General features: G+C 68.8%; 14 protein-coding genes. 5 read left to right on the top strand and 9 right to left on the bottom strand.

The window, feature by feature from the left end; all coding sequences use genetic code 11:
• The first annotated feature begins 148 nt into the window (after positions 1–148).
• Both OXG83_09465 and cimA read left to right on the top strand, forming a co-directional pair.
• On the top strand, positions 149–3,115 hold the full coding sequence (locus OXG83_09465) for a DEAD/DEAH box helicase (protein ID MCY3965257.1): 2,967 nt from the start codon (positions 149–151) through the stop codon (positions 3,113–3,115).
• Positions 3,116–3,125: 10 nt separating this feature from the next.
• Positions 3,126–4,691, top strand: coding sequence for a citramalate synthase (gene cimA, locus OXG83_09460; GenBank protein MCY3965256.1), 1,566 nt, complete (start codon positions 3,126–3,128; stop codon positions 4,689–4,691).
• Positions 4,692–4,697: 6 nt separating this feature from the next.
• Here the strand turns inward: cimA and gcvP are convergent, their stop codons facing one another.
• The 5 genes from gcvP to OXG83_09435 form a co-directional block, all read right to left on the bottom strand.
• Positions 4,698–7,622, bottom strand: a complete 2,925-nt coding sequence (gcvP, locus tag OXG83_09455) for an aminomethyl-transferring glycine dehydrogenase (protein MCY3965255.1) — start codon at positions 7,620–7,622, stop codon at positions 4,698–4,700.
• Positions 7,619–8,572, bottom strand: a complete 954-nt coding sequence (locus OXG83_09450; GenBank protein MCY3965254.1) for a calcium/sodium antiporter — start codon at positions 8,570–8,572, stop codon at positions 7,619–7,621. Before OXG83_09450 ends, gcvP begins: the two co-directional genes overlap by 4 nt.
• Positions 8,573–8,612: 40 nt before the next feature.
• Positions 8,613–10,067: a Glu/Leu/Phe/Val dehydrogenase gene (locus OXG83_09445; GenBank protein MCY3965253.1), complete on the bottom strand. Its 1,455-nt coding sequence runs from the start codon at positions 10,065–10,067 to the stop codon at positions 8,613–8,615.
• Positions 10,068–10,142: 75 nt separating this feature from the next.
• Complete coding sequence (locus OXG83_09440; GenBank protein ID MCY3965252.1) at positions 10,143–10,973, bottom strand: formate dehydrogenase accessory sulfurtransferase FdhD; 831 nt, start codon at positions 10,971–10,973, stop codon at positions 10,143–10,145.
• A gap of 92 nt (positions 10,974–11,065) precedes the next feature.
• Positions 11,066–13,264, bottom strand: a complete 2,199-nt coding sequence (locus OXG83_09435; protein MCY3965251.1) for a molybdopterin-dependent oxidoreductase — start codon at positions 13,262–13,264, stop codon at positions 11,066–11,068.
• A gap of 44 nt (positions 13,265–13,308) precedes the next feature.
• Here OXG83_09435 and OXG83_09430 point away from each other — a divergent pair, with 44 nt between their 5' ends.
• Together OXG83_09430 and OXG83_09425 are read left to right on the top strand one after the other, a co-directional pair.
• Positions 13,309–15,123, top strand: coding sequence for a VCBS repeat-containing protein (locus OXG83_09430; GenBank protein ID MCY3965250.1), 1,815 nt, complete (start codon positions 13,309–13,311; stop codon positions 15,121–15,123).
• 78 nt (positions 15,124–15,201) lie between these two features.
• A complete protein-coding gene (locus OXG83_09425) occupies positions 15,202–17,550 on the top strand; it encodes a tetratricopeptide repeat protein (protein ID MCY3965249.1) in 2,349 nt (782 codons plus the stop codon).
• A gap of 23 nt (positions 17,551–17,573) precedes the next feature.
• Here OXG83_09425 and OXG83_09420 read toward each other — a convergent pair whose 3' ends face one another.
• The 3 genes from OXG83_09420 to OXG83_09410 all read right to left on the bottom strand — a co-directional run bounded on the left by OXG83_09420 (position 17,574) and on the right by OXG83_09410 (position 21,828).
• The gene (locus OXG83_09420; GenBank protein MCY3965248.1) at positions 17,574–18,008 is read right to left on the bottom strand and encodes a PIN domain-containing protein; all 435 of its coding nucleotides are present in this window, start codon (positions 18,006–18,008) and stop codon (positions 17,574–17,576) included.
• A complete protein-coding gene (locus tag OXG83_09415; GenBank protein ID MCY3965247.1) occupies positions 17,986–18,282 on the bottom strand; it encodes an AbrB/MazE/SpoVT family DNA-binding domain-containing protein in 297 nt (98 codons plus the stop codon). Before OXG83_09415 ends, OXG83_09420 begins: the two co-directional genes overlap by 23 nt.
• A gap of 99 nt (positions 18,283–18,381) precedes the next feature.
• Positions 18,382–21,828 carry an error-prone DNA polymerase gene (locus OXG83_09410; protein MCY3965246.1) on the bottom strand — a complete coding sequence of 1,149 codons (3,447 nt, stop codon included), beginning with the start codon at positions 21,826–21,828 and terminating at the stop codon, positions 18,382–18,384.
• Between the two features lie 141 nt (positions 21,829–21,969).
• Between OXG83_09410 and OXG83_09405 the strand changes: the two genes are divergently transcribed.
• A complete protein-coding gene (locus OXG83_09405; GenBank protein MCY3965245.1) occupies positions 21,970–22,290 on the top strand; it encodes a GYD domain-containing protein in 321 nt (106 codons plus the stop codon).
• Positions 22,291–22,297: 7 nt separating this feature from the next.
• Here OXG83_09405 and OXG83_09400 read toward each other — a convergent pair whose 3' ends face one another.
• The gene (locus tag OXG83_09400; protein MCY3965244.1) at positions 22,298–24,004 is read right to left on the bottom strand and encodes a tetratricopeptide repeat protein; all 1,707 of its coding nucleotides are present in this window, start codon (positions 24,002–24,004) and stop codon (positions 22,298–22,300) included.
• Between the last annotated feature and the right edge of the window lie 4 nt (positions 24,005–24,008).

Genomic DNA, 24,008 nt, shown 5'->3' with positions numbered 1-24,008 from the left:
CGGGCAGGAGACGACACCACAAACCGCCGAATCGGCGGTATAGTCGAGCGTTTACGCGTTCAGCGTAGCGGATCGGCCTTTCGCGCTGGTCCGGCCTCGCTTCCGAGCGTGTTGACTCTCAGCCCCAAAGCCAACTGGCGACCCTGTCGTGAAGCTCTTCCCTCGCCTCGAATTCCACCGCACCGGTATCGGACTGCTGCCCGATGCGCACGATCCGGAGCCGGGCTCGGCAGTGCACCTCGCCAACGTGGCCGGGTCGAAGAGGCCGCTCACGTTCTGCAGTTGCTCCGCCGGCCGGCGCAGCGGCTGCCGTCATCTGAAGCAGCTCGAAGGCCAGATCCGAGAACTCCACGGCGCCCTCGGCGGCAGTTGGTTCGACCTGTTCACGCGCAGCGGTTGGTTCCGCCTCGCTCAGAGGCTCTTCCAGGACGACCTTCCTGCCGCTTCGGATTGCAGCGTTCTCCAGGAGCAGCCGGGTGGGGCGATTCGGCTGTTCACGCCGGGTGGCGTCGAGGCGCTCCGCTACCTGGAGCAGTCTCCGTCCGTGGTTCGCTTCCTGGAGCGCATCGGGAAGCTCTCGGCGGAGATTTCGACGGCCGACCGTTCCGGTCTCCTGGAGCGGCTTTCCACGTTCATGCGGACGCCCGAGGAGCAGCACCTGAACAAGGCCGGGATGCAGACGAACCGGCAGTTCTTCGAGCGCAGTCTCTGGTGCCGCGTCGCGTACCACGCGTTGCGAGAGTACGGCGACATCCCGGGCGGCGGGCCTGGAATGGGGGAGCTCGTCAAGGCCCGGATCCGGCTCGAGCCCGCGGTCGACCTGCGCAGCGGCAGCCTGTTTCTGAAGGTCCGGGTCGATTCCGACGAAGCGGTCCGTTTTCAGATCGCGGTGCCACGGAGGCGCGTGGCCGACGCGCTCGAGCTGCTGGCGGAAACCGGGCAGGCGTCGGTCGTGCCACTGCCGGCGGCAGACCTCTTCTACGTTGGACCGGACACGAGGATCGAAAAGCGGCACAAGCTCGATGTCCTGCGCCTGGCCGCGGAGGGTGAGGAGATTCTCGACGACCCGGGGCGCAGCCGTTTCCGGTACGGCGACCTGGTGTTCCTCGAGGAGTTGGGCGTCCTCGTTAGGCGGTCGGAACGGGGTGACGGGAGCTGGCGCGAGCCGAAGATCCTCGGACTCGAGCTGGCCGGTATCGGCACGTTTCGCTCCGACGAGCCGGCCTCGGAGCCGTCGCCGACCCTGGCCGAGAACCCTCTGGCCAGCCTCGGCATTCTCACCGAGTTCGACTACATAGAGATCGCGCCCGAGGGCGAAGACGAGGATGACGACCTGCTGTCCATTCGCTACGGATTCGGTAGCGGCGACGTTGGCCTGAACGAGTTGCTCGAAGCGAAGCGAACCGGCCAGCCGTATCTCGAGACCGCTTCGGGCTGGATCGATCTGAATGCACCGGCGCTGCGCAATCTCGGCTCGCTGCCCGACCGGCGCGAGGCGCGTGGCGGTCGCACTGGCGTCGGGAGCAACGGCGACGCCGGCCGGGTGCGTCTTTCTTCGGCTGAGCTGCTGCGCCTTCAGGCCTCGAGCGCGGCCCCGATCCGGGTCGAGGGCGAGGGAGACCGCACGGACTTCCTGCGCCGCTTTCTGGCCTTGAGGCCCGCCGATCCGCTGGTGGAGCCGGAGGGATTGAAGAGCATCCTCCGGCCCTACCAGAGACTCGGCGTCGAGTGGCTCAAGTTCCTGTACGAGAACGGTCTGGCCGGCCTGCTGTGCGACGACATGGGGTTGGGGAAGACCCACCAGGCAATGGCGCTGATGGTCATTCTGCGCGAGCAGTTGGCTGTTGATCTGCCGATTCTGGTCGTCTGCCCGCGCACCGTGATCAGTCACTGGCGGAACAAGCTGCGCGAGTACGCTCCGGTGCTGCGGTCGGTCTACTACCACGGACCTCACCGCGATCTGGAGGAGTCACTGGCGCAGGGGGACGTGGTGCTCACCTCGTACGGCGTGATGCGCAACGATGTCGAGCGGTTCGGCGAGCGGCTGTGGGGCCTGGTCGTGTTCGACGAAGTGCAGCAGATCAAGAACCGCAGCACGCAGGGCTACCGTGCCGCGGTGGCGCTGTCGGCGCGCATGAAGCTCGGACTGACCGGTACGCCGATCGAGAACTCGCTGACTGAACTGAAGGGACTGTTCGATCTCGTGCTTCCCGGCTATCTCGGCGGGGACGACAGCTACGTCGACTTCATGGGGCCGAACGAACTCGACGCCGACTCCTGGTACGCGGTCAACCTGCGGCGTCTGACAGCGCCCTTCGTTCTGCGTCGGGTCAAGACCGCGGTTCTGGACGAATTGCCGGAGAAGATCGAGGACATCCGCACCTGCCGGTTGAGCGAGGAGCAGTTCGGCATGTACCGGCAGACGATCGAAACCAAGGGCGCGGCGCTGATGAAGACGCTGCGGAGCGAAAGGGGATCGCTGCCGTACATCCACATCTTCGCTCTGCTGAACATGCTGAAGCAGATCTGCGATCATCCCGCGCTGGCGGTAAACGACCTCGACCGCTACGAGAACTACGAGTCGGGCAAATGGGATCTGTGCAAGGAACTCCTGGAGGAGAGCTTCGACAGCGGGCAGAAGGTGGTCGTCTTCACCCAGTACCTGGGGATGATCGCGATCCTGCAACGCCATCTGACGAAGCTCGGCATCGACTACGTCACCCTGACGGGTTCGACCCGCGAACGCGGCAAGGTCGTCGACCGGTTCAACAACGACGACGACTGCCGCGTGTTTCTCGGCAGCCTGAAGGCCGGCGGTACGGGGATCGACCTGGTGGGCGGCTCGGTCGTGATCCACTACGACCGCTGGTGGAACGCCGCCCGGGAAGACCAGGCGACGGACCGCCTCTACCGCATCGGGCAGAAGCGGGTGGTCCACGTGTTCAAGCTGATCACGGAGGAGACACTGGAAGAACGGATCGCGGCGATCATCGACCGAAAGCGCCGGCTGATGGAAAGCGTGGTGCAGGAGGACGATCCGCGACTGAACAAGATCTTCTCGCGTGAGGAGTTGATCGAACTGCTGCAGGGACCCGGTCTCGAGGAACCGATGTGAGGATGCCGCTGTGACCGCCACCCGGATCGAGCTCTACGACACGACGCTGCGCGATGGCACGCAGCGGGAGAACATCTCGCTGTCCCTGGCCGACAAGGTGGCGATCGCCCGGCGTCTCGACGCCTTCGGCATTCCCTACATCGAGTGCGGGTGGCCCGGCTCGAACCCGAAGGACGCCGACTTCTTCGAGGCCATTCGCGGAGTCGATCTCGAGCAGGCGAAGATCTGTGCGTTCGGCGCCACGCGGCGCAAGCACAGCGCCTGCGCTCACGACGGCAACGTTCAGGCACTCGTCGCTGCGGACACACCCACCGTCACACTGGTCGGCAAGAGCTGGGACCTGCACGTCGAGAAGGTGCTCGAGACCGACGCGCGCGAGAACGAGGCGATGATCGGCGACACGGTCGGCTACCTCAAGGATCTCGGCCGCGAGGTGATCTACGACGCGGAGCACTTCTTCGACGGCCTGGCCGGAAACCCGGAGTGCGCCCTCGGCACGCTCCGGGCGGCGGCCGCGGCGGGCGCCGACTACGTTGTGCTCTGCGACACGAACGGCGGAACCCTGCCGTGGCAGATCGAGGCGGGGGTCGACGCGGCGCGGGCTGAACTGGGCCCGGATGTCCGGATCGGTATCCATACCCACGACGATGCCGGATGCGGCGTCGCCAACACCCTGGCCGCGGTGCGCGCCGGCGCGGTCATGGTCCAGGGCACGATCAACGGCTACGGCGAGCGGGTGGCGAACGCGAACCTCGTGACCATCATTCCGGACCTCCAGTGCAAGATGGGCTACTCCTGCGTCACCGACGAGAGTCTGCGCGAGTTGACCTCGCTGTCCCGATACGTCGCCGAGGTGGCGAACGTCGCCCACGACGATCACCTGCCCTACGTCGGTCGCAGCGCCTTCGCCCACAAGGGCGGCATCCACGTGGCGGCCATGCTCAAGGAGCCGTCCAGTTATCAGCACGTGGAGCCTGAGTTGATCGGCAACGAGATGCGCACCGTCGTGTCCGAACTCTCGGGGCGCGGCAACATCGTCCATCTGGCGGAGAGCACGGGCGTCGGTGCCGACACGCCGTACGCCCGGGAGGTGCTGCACAAGGTCAAGGATCTCGAGAACCGCGGCTACAGCTTCGAGGCCGCGGAGGCCTCCGTCGAGCTCATGTTGCGCCGGGCGGAACCCGGATACGAAGCGCCGTTCCGTCTGATCGACTTCCTGACCGTGGTCGAGCACCGCGATGGTCGGGGTCTCGTCGCCGAGGCGACGGTCAAGGTCGAGGTGCCGGACGGCACGATCGCGCATACCGCATCCGAGGGAAACGGTCCGGTCAACGCCCTGGCCCACGCCCTGCGCAAGGCCCTGGAACCGCACTACCCGGCCTTGGGCGAAATGCGGCTTGCCGACTACAAGGTTCGCATTCTGGACAGTGCCCAGGGCACGGCCGCGACGACCCGGGTGCTCGTGGACTTCGTGGCTGGCGGCGATCGGTGGACCACGGTCGGCGCCGGCACGAACATCATCGAGGCGAGCTGGGAAGCCTTGTCGGACGCGATCGAGTACGGGCTGACGAAGTAGCGCGTTTCAGCGGACGAAGGCGCCTCGCGCACCGACCGCCTCGAACGGCTCCATGCCGATGCAGGTGCAGATGAGGTGGCGGTCGCCGTGCACGTTGTCGATGCGACCGACGGGAGGCCAGTACTTGTGGTCGTCGGTCCACGGTGCCGGGAAGGCGGCCTGCCGGCGGGAGTACGGACGATCCCAGTCGTCGACAACGATGGCGGCAGCCGTGTGTGGCGCGCCGCGTAGCGGGCTGTCGTCGATCTCCACATCCCCCCGCTCGACCGCCGCGATCTCGGCCCGGATGGCGACCATGGCGTCGCAGAAGCGGTCGAGCTCCGCTTTCGATTCGCTCTCCGTCGGTTCCACCATGAGCGTTCCGGCAACGGGGAAGGACATCGTGGGGGCGTGGAAGCCGTAGTCGATCAGCCGCTTCGCCACGTCGTCGACCTCGACGGCCGAGGACTTGAAGTCACGCAGGTCGAGGATGCACTCGTGGGCGACCAGGCCTCCGGCGCCGCGATAGAGGACGGGGTAGTGGGGCGCGAGGCGTTGCGCGATGTAGTTCGCGTTCAGAATCGCGACCTCGGTGGCGCTGCGGAGGCCTGCGGTGCCCATCATGCGGATATAGGCCCAGGAGATCGGCAGGATGGAGCCGCTGCCGACGGGCGCCGCGCTGACCGCACCCACCGTGCCGTCGCCCAGGGTCCCCGTGCTGTCCGATCGACCGATGGAGGCGAGGGGATGACGCGGCAGGAACGGCGCAAGGTGGCTGGCGACTGCGATCGGCCCCATTCCGGGTCCTCCGCCTCCGTGTGGAATGCAGAACGTCTTGTGCAGATTGAGGTGACAGACGTCGGCTCCGTACTCGCCTGGCCGGCAGACGCCGACCTGGGCGTTCATGTTCGCGCCGTCCAGGTAGATCTGTCCGCCGTGATTGTGGACGACGGCGCAGATCTCCCGGATCGCTTCCTCGAAGACACCGTGGGTCGACGGGTAGGTGACCATCAGGGCGGCGAGGTCCTCGCTGTGAGCGTCGGCCCGGGCACGCAGGTCGTCGAGATCGATGTTCCCCTCGTCGTCGCACCTGACGGGCTCGACCTTCAGGCCTGCCAGCACCGCGCTCGCCGGGTTCGTTCCATGGGCTGATGTCGGTATGAGACAGACGGTGCGGGCACCCTCGCCGCGGCTCTCGTGGTAGCTGCGAATCGCGAGCAGGCCGGCGTACTCGCCCTGCGAGCCGGCGTTCGGCTGCAGGGAGACGGCCGAGAAGCCGGTGATCCTGGCCAGCCATTCCTCGAGGTCGCCGCAGAGCCGCCGGTAGCCGGCAGTCTGATCCTCGGGCGCGTAGGGATGCATGTGGGCGAACCCGCGCCAGGTGATCGGCATCATCTCGGCCGTTGCGTTCAGCTTCATCGTGCACGAGCCGAGGGGGATCATCGAAGTCGTCAACGACAGGTCCCGCGCCTCGAGCCGGTGGAGATAGCGGAGGAGTTCGGTCTCCGACCGGTAGCTGCTGAACACGGGGTGTTCGAGACAGGGGGTTGTCCGGCGCAGCGCTTCGGGTAGCGGCTCCGGAGTGCCGGCCGCGACCTGAATGGACGACGATCGGACTTCGGCGAAGGCGGCGAGCACGGATTCGATGTCGTAGTCGGTCGTCGTCTCGTCGCAGGCGACGGAAATCGCGCCGGAACCCCAACCGCGCAGGTTCAGCTTCCGCCGAACAGCTGCGGCAAGCACCTGCTGCTCCTCCGGAAGACCGTCGACCTTCGCCGTCACCGTGTCGAAGAAGGTGTCCGCCTCAAGCTCGAAGCCGAGGGTGCGAAGGCGTTCGGCCAGGCGGCACGCGCGCCGGTGAACCGCCTCGGCGATCGACCGGAGACCACCCGGGCCGTGGTAAACGGCGTAGAAGCTCGCGATCACCGCTGGCAGCACCTGAGCGGTGCAGATGTTGCTCGTGGCCCGGTCGCGCCGGATGTGCTGTTCCCGGGTCTGGAGCGCCAGGCGGAGCGCCGGGCGGTGACGGTCGTCGTGCGTGACGCCGACCAGGCGGCCAGGGAGCCGCCGCTTCAGGCGGTCGCGGACGGCGATGTAGGCCGCGTGCGGCCCGCCGAAACCCATCGGCAGGCCGAAGCGCTGCGTGTTGCCCACCGCGACGTCGGCTCCCCATTCGCCGGGCGCTTCCAGCAGGCAGAGGGCCAGCGGATCGGCGGCTGCGATCACGAGGCCGCCCGCTTCCCGCACCCGCGCTGCCAGCTGCCGGTAGTCGTGGACGCCGCCATCGGTCGCCGGTTGCTGCACCAGTGCCGCGAAGATGCCGTTCGGGTCGAGCCTCTCGTGATCGCCGACCTCGACCTCGATGCCGAGCGCTTCGGCGCGGGTGCGGACCACCTCGATCGTCTGCGGATGGCAGCCTTCCGAAACGAAGAACCTCCCCTGTCGTCGCCTGTCCGCCCAGCAAAGCGACATCGCTTCGGCGGCGGCCGTCGGTTCGTCCAGCAGGGAGGCGTTCGCGATCTCCAGCCCCGTGAGGTTGGCGACCATGGTCTGGAAGTTAAGCAACGCTTCCAGCCGGCCTTGGGAGATCTCCGGCTGGTAGGGCGTGTAGGCCGTGTACCAGCCGGGGTTCTCGAGCACGTTGCGCTGGATCACGGGTGGCGTGACGCAGCCGTGGTAGCCCATGCCGATGAAGCTGCGCAGCACCTGGTTGCTGCTCGCGATCTCGTCCAGCTCGACCAGGGCCCCGGCTTCGGACGCCGGCGGTGGCAGTTCGAGGCCGCCGGTCGGCCCATCGCTCCGGATCGCCGCCGGTACGGCCGCGTCGATCAGGCTCGCGAGCGAGGTCTGCCCGAGCGCCTCGAGCATCTGCTCGATCTCGGCGGCCCGGGGGCCGATGTGACGGTCGGCGAAGGGCAGGCTGCCGCTCGCTGTCGGTTGGGTGACGGTCATAGTTTGCTGAAGAGCCAGGCTACGTAGCCCCCGTAGGCTGCCACGAGCAGCGTTCCCCAGGTCCGTCCGATGCTGCGCCCGTGTCGCAGCAGGTAGACGGCGAGAAACATGAGGAGGCTGAAGAAGAGCATGACCGACGCGTCGAGCCCCTCGGCGAGGAAGGTCGTTTCGAAGGGACGTATGAGAATCGCGACCGGTAGGACCAGCAGAATGTTGAACACGTTCGAGCCGATGATGTTTCCCAGCACGATGCCGTGTTGATTCCGGTACGCCGCCACCAGGCAGGCGGCGAGTTCGGGCACACTGGTTCCGAACGCCACGACGGTGAGTCCGACCACCAGTTCGCTGACGCCGAGGGCCAGCGCAAGGTCCTTCGCCGCGGGCACCAGGAGTTCGGCCGCGCCGACGGCGAGTAGCGCGAGTCCAACCAGAGTGCCAAGGGCAGACTTGACCGGACTGACACCCTGGGGATCCGCCGCGTCGGTGTCTCCGGCGCGGACCAGAACGACGAGAAAGTACGCCATCAGCGCGAGGAGGACGATGCCGGCGACGCGCCCGAGATATCCGAAGGCGACGAACACCAGGACCAGAAGTGACGTGCCCAGCATGAAGGGCAACTCGCGCCGGACCAGGCGGATGGCCTGGCGCTCGGCGCCGTCGGTGTGGTTGTGGAGAGGCACGACGAGCGCCGAGACACCAAGGATCAGACCGACGTTGGCGATGTTCGAGCCGACGACGTTGCCGTAGACCAGACCGGCGGAATCCCGCAGCGCGGCGGCTACCGCCACGCCAAGTTCCGGCGCCGAGGTGCCGAAGGCGACGACCGTCAACCCGATCACCGTCGGGCTGACGCGCAGAACCGCGGCCAGACCGGTCACCGAGCGCACGAGGATCTCACCGCCGGCCCAGAGCACGGCGATGCCGAGAACGATCAGCAGCAGCGAGATCAAGACGGGATTCTGCTAGGGGGCCAGAGGGGAGAGGTGCCAGCTACGGGAAGATCCCGGCCGTTTTGTAGGAAGCGGCGACCTTGTCGATGGCCAGGGCCATGGCCGCGGTGCGCAGGTCGACCCCCGGACCGACCTTCTGCCGGAATCTGCGGATGTGGTGATACGCGGTGGCCATCGTCTCTTCCAGGCCGGAGTTCACCAGGTCGATCTCATCCGCGCCGCGCGCCAGGATCTTGATCTCGTCCCGGCTGAAGCTGGCGCCGGTGGCCGAACTCATCGCGTGCAGCAGGTCCTTGCGCACGCTCTCCTCGAACCGCTTCTGCATCCGTCCGAAGCGGACGTGGGAGAGGTTCTTGAGCCATTCGAAGTAGGACACGGTGACACCGCCGGCGTTCAGGTAGACGTCCGGGATCACGAGGATGCCGCGTTTCGCCGCGGCTCTGCTGGCGGAGGAAGTCGTGGGTCCGTTCGCGGCTTCGGCCAGGATGCGGCAGGAGATGCGCTCGATGTTCTCTCTGGTGATCTGGTTTTCGAGTGCAGCCGGGATGAGGATGTCGCAGTCGAGTTCCAGCGCCTTGTGGCTGGGCTCGACGTTGGACGCGCCGGGGAAGTCGAGGATCGACCTGGTCGTCTTGCGGTGTTCGACCACGTCATCGATGTCGAGTCCGCCCGGGTCCGCGATCGCGCCCTCGAACTCGGCCAGACCGACCAGCTTCGCGCCGGCGCCCTGGAGGTACTTCGCGGCGTGGTAGCCGACGTTGCCCAGTCCCTGGATGACGACTCGTTTGCCCGCGATGCCCGGTTCCAGGCCGAGCTTTGCCATGTCGTCCTCGTAGGAACACGCTTCGCGGACGCCGAAGAAGACGCCGAGTCCGGTCGCCTGTGTGCGGCCCTGAATGCCGCCGTGCTCGACGGGTTTGCCGGTCACGCAGGCGGCCACGTTCACTTCGCCGTGTTCGATCTGGGAGTACGTGTCGGCGATCCAGGCCATCTCCTGTTCGCCGGTGCCGTAGTCCGGCGCGGGCACGTCCTTGCCCGGACCGATGAAGGACTTGCGCTGGAGTTCGGCCGTGTAGCGACGCGTGAGCCGTTCCAGTTCGCCTTCGGAGTAGCGGCCGCGATCGATCTGAATCCCGCCCTTGGCGCCGCCGAAGGGGACGTCGACCAGAGCACACTTGTAGGTCATCAGCGCGGCCAGCGCCATGACCTCGTCTTCGTTGACGTTCATCGCATAGCGGATGCCGCCCTTGGTCGGCAGCCGGTGATGGCTGTGCTCCGCGCGCCAGGCGTGGATCACTTCGATCGAGCCGTCGTCGCGACGGAGCGGGAAGCTCATCCGGTAGACCGAGTTGACCCACTTCACCTGCTCCAGGAGCGTGGGATCGTGCTCGGTGTGTTTTGCCGCTTCGTCGAAGGCGGCGTTGACGTGATCGAAGAACGTCAGGCCCGAGGCCGTCCGTTCCTCCGCAACCGCGGCAGCCGTCGTCACTTGCAGGTTCTCGCCATTGTGTGCCCTCCCTCAAGAGGTCAACCTGTTTCCAGGTCAACCTATGCCCGCGCGCGCATGTCGTCAATCCGGTTCGGTCACGAGGCGCGCCTGGACGGGTGCCGCCGGATAGAAGTTGCCGCGGTCGCCCGCCACGAAGGCGTAGACCCGAACGCCCGCCAGGTGGGCGATGTCGAGCGCCAGCGTCGACGGCGCGCCGACCGCCGCGATCAGCGGCACGCCCGCGACCGCTACCTTCTGGACGATCTCGAAGCCGAGGCGGCCGCTGACCACGAGCATCGTCGCTTCCAGGGGCAGCCGTCCGGACAGCAGCGCGCGGCCGATCACCTTGTCGACCGCGTTGTGACGGCCGATGTCCTCGTACAGCCACAGGAACTCGGCGCCGCCGGCACGGGCGTCGAACAGGGCAGCGGCATGCACGCCGCCGGTATCCCGGAAGAGGCGCTGGTGCTTCGTCATCCTGGCGGGCAGCGCCTGGACGAGCCGTCGTTCGCGGTCCGGTTCGACGTCAAGCGGTCGGATCGCCGGCAGGCGCACCCAAAGGTCGTCGAGCGACGGCTTGCCGCAGACGCCACAGGCGCTGGTGACGCGGAAGGCGACCTCCCGCCTGGCCGCGATCGCCGCGCGCCGGGCGCGCCGGTGTCCCGCGCTGGAGAGCCGCACATCGACGATGGATCCCGGGACCGGGTCCACCTGTTCGATCGTCGGAACCGTCCCTCGCTCCTGAGCGGAGGGGGAGCGGACGGCGGCGTCGTCCACGTCTCCGGCGCTCTCGATCAGACCCTCCGCGTACAGGTAGCCGAGCGCGAGCTCGACCTCGGCGCCTGGACTGCGCATCGTGACGACCAGGGCCTCGCCGTCGACCCGGATCTCGAGTGGTTCCTCGATCGCCACCTCGTCGTGGCGAGCTTCGCCCGGGCGTCGTTCGACATGCGTCCGGCGGGCCGCGCAACGCCCGGGGGACTCAGCTTCCGGCGTCCTGGGCGTCAATGTTCGTGCCTCAGCCGTTCGATCCGTACGCGAACCCCGTACTCGGGTTCGCCGGAGTCCGGGTCGAGCGACCACGGAAGGAGTTCCATGCACTCGGGCCAGTGGGCCTCGACGTTGCCGGCCTTGATCGGGCCGAAGCGTGCGACCAGTTCCATCCGGGAGACCGGTGACGACACGACCACACGATCGCCTTCGCCGATGCCTCGTGTGCGGCCGTCGCCGGCGTTCATCAGCAGGTCGGACCGTTTCAGACCGGTCAGCGCGTCGCGGTCGCCGTGGACCATCGAGTTGAACTGGCGGCCGCGGCGGGTCGAGAGAAACAGCTCGCCGCTCCCCAGTTCGCGCTCCGCGGGCGGTTCAACGGGGTGGAAACGCGCCCGGCCGGACGCGGTGGCGAAACTGCCGTCCTCGAACAGGCGCTCGCCACCCCACTGGAACTCGTCTCCCTTTCGCTTCAGGTTCTCGATCCCGGCATAGCGGGGCTCGGCCATGGCGATCTCGGCCCGGATCGCGGCCGTATCCGCGAAGTCGAGCACGCCGGCCGGCTCGGGCCGAACTCCGGCGATGACCTCACACAGCACCTCCCACTCCGGGCGGCATTCGCCGAGGCGTCTTGCCGGGGCGCCGCCGTGTGCGATTGGAGGCGAGTAGACGATCCGCCGTTCGGTCGTCGTCTCGGTGACTCCGCCGGGGATCTCATAGCGGGTGGTGGCCGGCAGCAACAGCACCGTGTCGCTCGGCTCGACCAGCATGGCGCTGCTCGGCACGATGTCCTGGTGGATGCGGATGCCCGGGCGTTGCAGCGCGCGCTCGACGCGCTCCCGGTCCGGCATCGTTTCGAGAAAGTTGCCTCCCAGGATCCAGAAAGCGTCGATGTCGCCGTCGGCTGCGGCCTCGATCTGCCCCGTGGCTGCGAGACCGGGACCGCGCGGCGGCTGGAAGCCCCAGACCTTGGTCCAGTGGTCGAGAATCTCGGTCTCCGATACCGGTGCGCAGCCGACTTCCGACCCACCCTGGACGCCGGAGTGGCCGCGAATGGGCACCAGGCCGGCGCCGGAAAGGCCCGGCAGGCCGCGGATCAGTCCCAGGTTGCAGAGCGCGAGCACGGTGTCGACGCCGTGGCGGTGCTGGGTCAGACCCATGGACCAGACGAGCACGGTCTTCGGTTTGGCGCGGAGCAGTTCGGCGAAGCGCTCCATCTCGGCTCGCGACGTGCCGCTGGCCCTCTGGAGCTCCTCCCAGGAGGTCTGCCGTAGGGCCGCATCCAGAGCGTCGAAGTCCTCGGTGGAGCTCTCCACGAAGTCCCTTGCGACGCCTCCGGGGAGATCGAGCAGGGCCTTCATCGTGCCGTTCAGGAAGGCGAGATCCCCGCCCGTGTCGACGGCGAACCAGTGCCGCGCCAGGTCGGTACCGAACACCGCGCTGGAAGGCACCGACGGCACCCAGTAGCGCTCGAGTCCTGGTTCGCGATACGGGTTGACGACCGCGATCTCGGTGCCCCGCCGGACCGCATGGTGGAGGTACTTGACGGTCACCGGCTGGTTGTTCGGCACGTTCGAACCGAAGAACACGATCAGTTCGGCATCGAGCCAGTCCCGGTACGAGTTCGTTGCCGCTGCGTATCCGTATGCTCTCTTGAGGGCGATCGTCGAGGCGGCGTGGCAGAGGCGGGCGGCCGTGTCGACGTGGGGCGTACCGAAGAACCGTGCGGCCTTCTGCGCCACGTAGTAGGTCTCGTTGGGAATGCCGCGCGAGGTCAGGAAGAAGGCCGCACGGGTGGGGTCGCGTTGGCGGACCTCGGCCAGCCCGGAGACCGCGATCTCGATCGCCTCGGGCCAGGAGACGCGACGGAAGCCCGGCTCGCCGGCGCGCCGCAGCATCGGGTGGGCCAGCCGTCCAAGACCGCGCAGGGCTGTGGAGCCGCGTGTCCTGAGAGCATTGGCGTCGGCGAGCACCGCCGGGTCGAGAGCCGGCATCGTGTTCAGCCGCAACAGGTCGAGCCGGACCATGCAGAGATGCACGCCGTCCAGGGTCCAGTCGCGGAGCCCCGAGGTCCCCAGCGCGCAGCCGTCGCAGACGCCGTCCCGAAGGATGCGCCATGTGTATCCGGCCTCGTCCCGGTTTCGCCAGGCCACCTTGGCCATCTCCAGATAGTGGCGCGGCTTGGTCTGCCCCAGGCCGAAGGGGGTCCTCAAGCTGGGGCTCACGGGCCGATCATAGAGGAGCGGGGCGGTTAGAGTTGCTCTCCGCGATGCGCATCCTGCCGGCAGTCCTGGGCTTGGTCGTGGCGGTCGGGCCGGCGGCAGCCCTGGCGCAGAGTCGCGCGTCCGCGACGCAGGAGGCGACCGTCACCCCTGCGTTCGAGGCCGAGAACTTCGCTGCCGCGGTCGATCCGCGGGCCGACGGTTGGGACACCGAGGCGCTCAGCGAACAGGCTGAGGCACAGCTCAAGCGTGTGGCTGCGTTGCTGGTCGAGGTGGCTGGAGACGAGAGCGCTCTGGCGCGCTCCGGCGACGTCAGCTCGGTCGTCCATCAGGCGTTCGAGTCGGCGGGGTTCGTCCCCGACCAAGTGATCGCGCGGTATCGGGGACCGGCCTTCGCGGTCGACAGCGGGAGTACGGGTGGCGCGGGTGTCGCCTACCGGGGCGTCGAGGGCTTCTCGCGGGCGCTTGGAGACCTGGCCGAGCGGTTGGCGGGGGGTGGGTTTCTGCGCGCGGACTTCAAGCTCTACTCGATCGATGCCGGGTCGGACGGGTTCACCACGCTGGCCTACTTCGAGGCGTCGGCGGCGGGGACAGCCGGTAGCCGGCAGGTGAATGCCGTCTGGTCGACCGTCTGGAGGTTGCCGGCGGGCGGCACTCCCTTGCTGCTGCGGGTCGAGGTCGCCGACTACGAGGAGACGAGGGCTCCCCGCGGCCCTCTCTTCGTCGACGTCACCGAGGCCGCGGTCGGCCACAACCCGAGCTACCGGGAACAACTGCTCCAGCCACCGGACGCGTGGCTCAACCGGATCACCAAGGCGTCGGGCTACAACAAGACGGGCTGGCAGGGCGTGTCGATCGCCGACGTGAACGGCGATGGTCTGGATGATCTCTTCCTGCCCGAGCAGGGTGGGCTGCCGAACCGGCTCTACGTGCAGAACCGGGAAGGCACGTTCGATGACCGCTCGGCCGAAGCGGCCGTCGACTTCCTGGAGCGGGCCCTGGCCGGGCTGTTCGTCGACCTGGACAACGACGGCGACCCGGACCTGGTGCTGTCCAGCCGGCCCGCCGTCCTCGTGCTCGAGAACGACGGCAGCGGCGGCTTTGCCCGCGTCCGCTACATCGCCGGCGACATCCCCGACAGCAACTCGCTCTCGGCGGCCGACTACGACAACGACGGCGACCTCGACCTCTACGTCTGCGGCTACCGGCGTGCCTACGACGAGCGCGGCGTGGCAAGCCCCGTGCCCTACCACGATGCCAACAACGGCGGCCGCAACGTGTTGCTGCGCAACGACGGCGGCTTCCGCTTCGTCGATGCGACCGCCGAGGCGGGGCTCGAGGCGAACAACCGCCGCTTCAGCCTGGCCGCGTCGTGGGAGGACATCGACGGCGACGGCGACGCGGACCTCTACGTGGCGAACGACTACGGCCGCAACAACCTGTACCGCAACGACGGTGGCCGCTTCGTCGACATCGCGGCGGATGTCGGCGTCGAGGACATCTCGTCCGGCATGTCCGTGAGCTGGGCCGACTACAACCGGGACGGCCTGATGGATGTCTACATCGGCAACATGTTCTCGGCCGCCGGCAACCGGATCACCTACCAGCGGAAGTTCGAACGCGATCGCCAACGCGCCGGTCCGCTGGCCCAAGTGCAGAGGATGGCACGGGGCAACTCCCTGTTCGCTGGCGCTTCCGGCGGCGGCTTCGTCGATCGCAGCGTGGAAGCCAACGTCACGATGGGCCGCTGGTCCTGGTCGTCCGTCTTCGCCGACATCAACAACGATGGCTGGGAGGACCTGGTCGTTGCCAACGGCAACCTGACCCAGACGCTCCCGGACGACCTGTGAAGCTTCTTCTGGCGGCAGGTCGTGCCGCGCGCGCCCAACTCGCCGGATGATCGCTCGCTGGAGCCGTATCTGGAATCCTTGCGAGCGCTCCACGAACGGCTGGACGAGGGGCTGTCCTTCAGCGGCAACGAGCGGAACTGTGTCTTTCTGAACCCCGGCGAGGCTGGCGGCGCCTTCGCCAACGCGTCGGCGGTCAGCGGTCTGGACTTTCCGGACGACGGCCGCGGCGTCGCCTTCCTCGACCTGGAGGGCGACGGCGACCTGGATGTGGCGATCAGCAACCGGACCGCGCCCCGGTTGCGGCTGATGCGCAACGAACTCCCGGCAGGGGACCGGTTTGTCACTCTGCGCCTCGAAGGAGACGGCGCCGGCACGAACCGGGATGCGGTCGGAGCGCGAGTGGAAGTCCCGACCTCGTCCGGCATCCTCCGGCGCTCCGTCCGGGCCGGCGAGGGTTTCCTCTCGCAGTCGAGCCGCTGGCTCCACTTCGGTCTCGGCGACGGCGAGGTTTCGGGTTCGGTCAGGGTCCGCTGGCCCGGGGGCGGCAGCGAGACGTTCGCCGGAGTCGAGGCCGGGGGCCGCTACCGGATCGTCCAGGGCAGCGGCCGGGCGGAGACACTGCCGGCGCGGCCAGGGCGGGCGCCGTTGACGCCGCGCGCCCAGGAGCCGCCGGCGGCGACGACGGGCGCGCGAGTAGTGCTGGCGCCGCGTCCGCCGGCACCATCGTTGACGCTCCGCTCCTTCGACGCTGCCGCAGAACCGGTGGCGGTCGAGACGGGCCAGGGCCGGCCGGTGCTGGTCAACATCTGGGCGAGCTGGTGCGTTCCCTGCCGTTTCGAGCTGCAGGACCTGGCGAACGAGGAGGGTGCGCTCCGCGCCGCGGGTCTCGAAGTCGTTGCGCTATCGACGGACGGCATGGGCGAGGTGGCGACCACGACCGAAGAAGCGGCGCGGAGCTTCATGGACGAGATCGCCTTCCCGTTCCCGTACGGGATGGCGACCGAGGAGACGCTGGACAAGGTCGAGATCGTCAAGAGATCGCTGTTCGACCGCCGCTTTCCGCTGTCGCTGCCGTTCTCCATGCTGCTCGACGGCGAGGGCCGGGTCGCCGTGCTCTACCGGGGAGGCGTCACCGCCGATGTCCTGCTCGCGGACCTCGAACTGCTGGATGCGCGCGATTCCGACCTGCGCGTGGCGTCGGCGACGCTTCCGGGCCGCTGGTACACGGAGCCCCCGGACGAGGTGTCGCTCGCGAGCTACGCGCGCTGGTACGAGGAGCGGTTTCCCGAGGAGTCGGTAGCCCTGCTGCGGCGTTCGGTGGAGGTCGAGCAGGCGCGCCTCGACGATGGCGGTGGAGCGTCGTTCGAGCGGCAGGGGGCGCGGGACCGCCTCTTCAAGTCGCTCCAGCGCCTGACGGTGCTCGAAGGCCGGCGTGGGGACAACGAAGCCGCGGCCAGGTACGCCCGCGCCGCTCTCGACCTCGAACCCGACGATCCGGCCGCGCGGGCCGCCTGGCAGAACGCTCTTCTCGACGCTGGCGACACGGGCTCGGTGCGGGCGCAGGCCGAGGCGGCGCTCGCCGCCGATCCGGGAGACGTGTCGGCACGGGTGCGCCTTGCCGAGCTGCTCGACCGGGAGGGACGCACGGATGATGCGGTGCGGGAGCTCGGCCGCGCGGTCGAGGTGAGCCCGCGGGACGTGGAACTGAGGTATCTCTACGGCCAGTTGCTCGGCAAGGCGGAGCGCCTGCGGGAGGCGATGGAGCAGTTCGCGGCCGTCGTCACCCTCGATCCGCGCCACGTCGAAGCGCATCGGGTCCTGGCGGAAGCCGCTGTCCGCAGCGACGAACTCGGCGCCGCCTGGGGACACTACCGGGCGATCCTCGAAGTCGAACCGCGGGACACCGAAGCGCTCTACGGAGCGGCCCGGATCGCGGCCGCGGCGGGCCGCCTGGAAGAGGCGATCGAGAACTACAGGGCGCTGCTTTCGCACGACCCCGATCACGCCGCTGGCCGGCACGAGTTCGGCCTGACCCTGATCCGCAGCGGTCCGGCCGGCGCCGCCGAGGGCGCGGAACACCTCCGTCGCGCCTACCTCGAGGACCGGAACCTCCTGGCGCGGGGCAACGACATCGCCTGGACCCTGGCGACCCATCCGGATGCCGCTCGGCGTGACGGCCAGTTCGCTCTTCTGATCGCCCTCGAACTGAACGCGGTAGCAGGCGGCGCCGAGCCGGCTCTGCTCGAGACGCTGGCGGCCGCCCAGGCCGAGACCGGCGACTTCGCAGCGGCGGCGCGGACGGTGGAGAGGGCGCTCGAGATCGTCGGCGACGCGCGGAACGACTCGCCCGATCGGGAGCGGTTGGTCGAGATGCTGAACCGCAGGCTCGAGCAGTACCGGCAGGGGATTCCCGTCCGCGGCCGGTAGAGCCGCCAGATCGTCCCGGAAGATCAGGCGTCGCGGAACGGATCGTGTACGGTGACCGTCCCGTACATGCGGCCGTGCTGAAAGTCCTCGGACAGGAGTTCAGACAGGCCATGGACTTCGGCGTAGGCCCACAGGTGCGCGTCGAACCAGGACAGGCCGTAGGCCGCCGCCCCGCGCAGGGCCATGCGCAGCACCGCATCGTCGGGGTAGATCACGTCGAACTGGGCCATGATCTCTTCGGCCTCGCGTCGAGCGTCGGCCGGATCGAGCAGTCGTTGGCCGGGTCGTCCCCGCGTTGTCGCCGCGACGAACTCGACGATCGCCTGGTGCGGGACGCGGGCGACTCCGGTTCGGAGGTACTCGCGCAGAACCGCGGAAGCCGTCGATTGCTTCTTCGGGAAGCGATGGTCGTAGCGGTAGACGAGGACGTTGGTGTCAATCAGTACGCGAGCGGCCACGCTCGTAGAGTTCCTCCCGTGTCCACCCCCGGCTGCCCTGGTCGGGCGCGCGTCGCCCGGCCTGACGCGCCTCCTGGCGAGCCGTTGCCGCGTCGAAGAGGCGCAGTCGAGCCTCCGCATCCAGGTCGGCAGGCGCGCGGTCCGCGCCTTCGGGGACCATACGTATCACCTCGCCGGCGCCCTCGAAACGTACGTCGTCACCGGGCCGTATCCCGTACTCCACGGCGAGCGCCTTCGGCAGCGTCAACTGGAGTTTGCTCGTGACCTTGCTCATGTCCTTACCGTAGCAAGGATGGAGTCCTTGTCAAGTCGCGACCTCCTCGCTGCAATGGCCGGATGACATCGGTTGTGGACGGCCCTTCTTCACTTCTTCCTACCGGAAGTCGTGGCTCGGGATCCGCTCCAGGCGGTCGATGGGCCAGAACCTGTCGGCCTTGACGGATAGCGAGCCGTCCTTCTTCTGCAGCACGCCTTCGACGATCAGGCCGGAGGAGGAGACGATCGTGCGGCGGTGCTTCTTGAGCTGGTCCGGCATGACGACCGCCTGGCTCATGCCCGTCTCGTCCTCCAGGGTCAGGAACAGGAGGCCGCGGGCGGTGCCCGGGCGCTGGCGGACGATGACCGAACCGGCGGTACGTACGCGGCGGCCGGCGGGCTGGTCCGGGAGGGCGGCCGCGGGCACGACGCGGCGGCGGTCGAGCGCGCGGCGGTAGTACTCCATCGGGTGGGGCCCGGTGGTGATCGAGGCGACGGCGAAGTCGGCGGCGGTTTCTTCCATCGGCGTCATTTCTTCGAGCGGCGACGGAGTGGCGGTTGAGAGACCCGAGAACAGCGGTCCCTTCGGCTTCTCGACCTGGGCCGACTGCCACAACGCGGCGCGCCGGCCGCGGCCAGGCAATGCGCCAAGGGACGCCAGTGCTGTGAGTTCATTCCGGCGCAGGCGGCAGCGTTCGGCGAGATCCTCGATGCTCGCAAAGCGCCTCGCCGCCTGCTCGGCCTCGATCCGTTCGGCCGCTCCGCGCCGCAGGCCCTTGACGTAGCGCAATCCGAGGCGGATCGCGCCGGCCGGAGGCGGTTCACCGGGCCGCTCCGGCTCGCCGGCGTCCGCCGGCCGGTCCTGCCAGCGGCATGTGACCCCCGACTCGTTCACGTCGATCGGCAGCACTGCGGTCCCCGCGCGCTGCGCCTCGCGGACCAGGGTCGCCGGGTGGTAGAAGCCCATCGGCCAGGCGTTCAGGAGCGACAGGAAAAAGGCGGTCGGGTGATGGCGCTTGAGGTAGGCGCTGGCGTAGGCGATCAGGGCGAAGCTGGCGGAGTGCGACTCGGGGAAGCCGTAGAGCGCGAACGAGGTGATCGCCTTGACGATCTGTTCCTGGGCTTCGCCGGTGATGCCGCGTTCGTTCATCCCCGAGCGTAGCCGCTGCTCGATCTCGTGCATGCGCTCGACGGAGCGCTTGAAGCCCATCGCCCGCCGCAGGTCCTCCGCCTCGCCGCCGGAGAAACCGGCCGCGACCATGGCGACCTTCAGGATCTGCTCCTGGAAGATCGGCACGCCGAGAGTGCGCCGCAGGATCGGCTCGAGCAGCGGGTGAGGGTAGGAGACCTCCTCGCGGCCGACCCGGCGCTCGAAGAAGGGATGCGCGATGCCGCCGACGATCGGGCCGGGACGGATGATCGCGATCTGGATCACCAGGTCGTAGAACTTGTACGGCTTGTGGCGCGGCAGGGACGCCATCTGCGCCCGGCTCTCGATCTGGAAGACCCCGACCGTGTCGGCGCGGCAGATCATCTCGTAGGTTGCCGGGTCGTCGGGCGGCAGGTGGGCGAGGTCGACCTCCCTGCCCTCGTGGCGGCAGATCAGGGGCACCGCCTCCTCGAGCGCGTTCAGCATGCCGAGACCGAGCAGGTCGACCTTGATCAGCCCCAGGTCGGCGCAGTCGTCCTTGTCCCACTGGACGATGACCCGGTTCTCCATCGCCGCCGGTTCGAGCGGCACGATCTCGTCGAGCCGTCCGGCGCAGAGCACCATGCCTCCCGAGTGCTGTCCCAGGTGGCGGGGATGGTTCTGGAGCTGCCGCCACAGGCGGACGAAGATCTGGATGCGCCGGTCGCGGGGATCGAACCCGAGTTCGGTGAGCTCTTCGTCCATCACCTTGCTGTCGCCGCGGGAGAGATCGTAGTGCCAGTGGCCGAGGCCCTTGGCCAGGCGGTCGACCTGGGACTTGGAGCACCCCAGCGCCTTCGCCGCCTCGCGCGCGGCCATGCGGTCGCGGTAGGTGATCACGTTCGCGGTCATCGCCGCGCCGTGCCGGCCGTAGCGCCGGTAGACGTACTGGATGACCTTCTCGCGCTGGTCGCCGGACGGCAGGTCGATGTCGATGTCCGGCCACTCGCCGCGTTCCTCGGACAGGAAGCGCTCGAACAGCAGGTCCATCTTCACCGGGTCGACGGCGGTGATGGAGAGCGCGTAGCAGACGGCGGAGTTGGCGGCCGAGCCGCGGCCCTGGGCGAGGATCCGCTGCTCCTTGCAGAAGCGGACGACATCCCAGACGATCAGGAAGTAGCCGGCGAGATCGAGCTTCTCGATCAGGGCGAGTTCCTTCTCGAGCTGCGCCCCGGCCCTGGCGGTCAGCGGCCGGAAGCGCTCCCGCGCCCCCTGCCAGGTCAGCTCGCGGAGATGGGAGATCGGCGTCTCGCCCTCGGGCACCGGGTAGTCCGGGAAGCGGTAGCCGAGGTCGGCGAGGGTGAAGTCGAGTTCCCCGGCCAGTTCGTGCGCGGCGTGGACGGCGCGGGGGAGATCGGCGAACAGGCGGTGCATCTCCGTAGGAGCCCTCAGGCGGCGCTGGCGCTCGCGGGCGAGGCGGGCGCCCGCGTCGTCGACCGTCACGTGGTGCCGGATCGCGGTCATCAGGTCGTAGAGGGGCTTGTCGCGGGCCGCGGCGTAGCGCACGCCGCCGGTGGCGACGACCGGCACGCGAAGCCCGTCCGCCAGCCGGACCAGGGCCTGGTTGCGGTGCTCTTCGGCACGGATGCCGTGGCGCGAGAGCTCCACGTGCAGGCGGCCGGGGAAGACGGCGTGCAGCCGTTCGAGCTGGCGCCTGGCCGCTTCCAGCCCTTCCCGCGCCAGCGCCCGCCCGACCGGGTCGGTTTCGGCGCCGGCCAGGCAGTGGAGCCCCGCCGCGTGCTCCTCGAGCAGCGTCCAGTCGATCCGCGCCTCGCCCTTGGGATGGTTGAGCGCCCCCGCGGTCAGCAGGCGGCAGAGGTTGCGGTAGCCCTGGCGGTTTCGTACGAGCAGGTTGACGCGGTTCTCCTGGTCGTCCAGCGTTGGCCGCTCCTCGCGCTGCCGCGAAACCGCGGACGCCTGCGGCCGGTCGATCACCGCCTCGGCGCCGACCAGGGCCCGGATCCCCGCCTCCCGTGCCGCCTTGTAGAAGCGCGGCGCGCCGGAGACGCCGTTCCGGTCGACCAGGGCGACCGCCGGCAGGCCCAGCGCCGCCGCCCGCGCCACCAGATCCTCGGGCTGGGACGAGGCGCGCAGGAAGGAGAACGACGACGCGGCGTGGAGTTCGGCGTAGGGCGGGGGCGGTCCGCGGCGGCGCTTTGGCGGAGTCCGGAACCGTCGCCGTCGCAGTTGCTCCTTGACCGCGCCCGGCGCGGCGTAGCCGGGGTTGGGTTCCCCCCGGGCGTCGAGCAGGTCGTTGCCGCCGCGATCGCCGTAGCCGCTGCCCTTGCGCACGGAACCGGACAGCCCCATGTTGCGGGCCGGCACGTCGACTTTGGGTTTGGGGACCTTGGGTTTGGGGGAACTGTCCCGGGCCATCCATGAAGCGTAAATCAGGCGGTAACGGAAAGCAAGATAGTGGAGGCACGTTCGCCCGCGCTGTGGCAACATGGAAAGCGAACACCCGGTACAGGCGTTTTCACCCAATTCTCGCCGTTTTGAGCAAAAGGAGATGGGAAAGTGACGAAGTATCTGATCGAGGCGAACTACACTCACGCTGGCGTCCAGGGCCTGATCCAGGAAGGCGGCAGCCGTCGGCGGAAGGCGCTCAGTGAAACCGTCGAGGGCGCAGGCGGCACGGTGGAGGCCATCTACTACGCGTTCGGTGGTACCGACCTGCTGATGATCGTCGACCTTCCGGACAACGAGACCGCGGTCGCGGTCTCAATGACCCTGAACGCCGGCGGCGGTATCGAGGTGACGATGCGCGTCCTGATGACGCCGGAAGAGATCGACGGCGCGGTGGCGAAGAGCGTGCCCTACCGCGCGCCCGGCGCCTGACCCGCCGTCAGGGTGCCCGTAGCGGCTGGCGGGCCTGGTAGAGCGCCAGCCGGTCGAGCCGTTGCGGCGAGTTGCCGCCGGCGGCTTGGCGTTCCTGTTCGAGCGCCCGTTGCTGCCAGGTGACCGCGTCGTCGAATCGGCCGGCCTCGGCCAGCGCCATCGCGAGCGTTTCCAGGTGGTCGAGCGCCGGCTGTTCGTCGACGACGGATTGCGCCAGCTCGACCGCGCGGGCGCCGTCGCGCACCGTCTCCTCGGGGCTGACCGCGAGCAGCCGCGCCAGCAGGTGACGGGTGGCCACGTCGCCGGGGAATCGTGCAAGGGTGTCGTCGAGGGTTCGGCGCGCCTCCGCGTAGCGGCCGGTCTCGAACAGCATGAGTCCGAGGTTGAAGCGCGCCTGCAGATCGTCCGGCGTGAGGGCGACCAGGGCCTGCAACTGGACGACGGCTTCCTCCGTCTTGCCCGTACCGACCAGCACGGCGGAGAGCATCCGCCGCGCCTCGACCATGCCGGGGTCCCGGGTGACGATCTGCTCGAGTTCGGAGATGGCGCCGGCCGCATCCCCGAGGCCGGCTCGCATCTGTGCCCGCTGGAGGCGCCAGGGCAGGTTCTCCGGCATGAGGTCGGCCGCCCGCTCCAGGTGGGCGGCGCTCTCCGTCCTGATGCCGGCGCGGTTCAGGAACATCGCGAGCGCGTAGTGGGCCGGACCGTGTTCCGGATTGAGCGCGATCGTCCGGCGCAGGTGCCTTTCCGCGCGCTCGTCCTCGCCGACCAGGAGCAGGGAACCGGCGAGGCGGAAGTGAGCCTCTTCGTCCGTCTCGTCCGCTTCCAGAATCTCCTCGTACAGCCGGATCGCGCGGTCGTAGTCGCCCTCCGCGGCCGCGGCGACGGCTCGGTCGAGCGGCAGCGTGACGTCCTCCTCGAGCGGCCGCAGCCGTTCGAGCAGCGGGTCGTACATCGGGATCAGGACGTCCTGGTTCAGCCGCCACGCCTCGGCGGCCCGGTCGGCGTCGCCCAGCGCTCGATAGGCGAGGCCGACGTGGTGATTCGCCTCGCTGCCTTCCGGCTGGGTCGCGGCGACTTCCTGGAAGATCTGGAGCGCTTTCGCCGGGTCGTCCCGCTCCAGGGCGATGTAGCCGAGCCCGACGCGGGCCGTGGCGCTCTCCGGGTAGGCCTCGATCGCCGCCTCGTAGGCGGCTTCCGCGGCGTCGACGTGGCCGCCGGCCACCTGGAGTTCGGCCAGCCGGATGAGCGTCGGCGGGTCGTCCGGCCGGATCGCTAGCGCCTCCTCAGCGGCTGCTACCGCCCCTTCGAGGTCTCCGGTGGCGATCTGCAACAGCAGTTTGAAGTAGGCCCACTGGAAGTCGGCGGGCGCCAGTTCCCGGAGCTGGTCCAGACAGACCGCCGCCGCGTCGTGCAGCTCGTAGTGCAGGTAGCGCGCGCAGAGATCGCCGAAGGTGTTCGCCGCCAACTGCGCCTGCATCGGCTCGGCGGCATGCTGCAGGGCGCCGGCCGTGAGCGTCCTGTAGTCGCGGAGCCGCTCGGCGTCGACCGCGGGCACCCGGGAAAGATCCGGCTCCGGCACCTGGTTCAGGTCCAGCGTTTCCCTGACGCGGCGGATCTCCAGGAGTTCGGCGAAGTCCTGGGCGGCGGCGGGCAGCGGGCCGATCAGCAAGAGCGCGACGATGGCCGCGGGCCCGCTGTGGCGACGAGTCATTTTG

It is taken from the genome of Acidobacteriota bacterium (assembly GCA_026707545.1).
In the GTDB taxonomy this organism is placed as follows: domain Bacteria; phylum Acidobacteriota; class Thermoanaerobaculia; order Multivoradales; family Multivoraceae; genus Multivorans.
The sequence above is the reverse complement of the archived record's forward strand: the minus strand, read 5'-3'. Positions and strand labels throughout refer to the sequence as shown.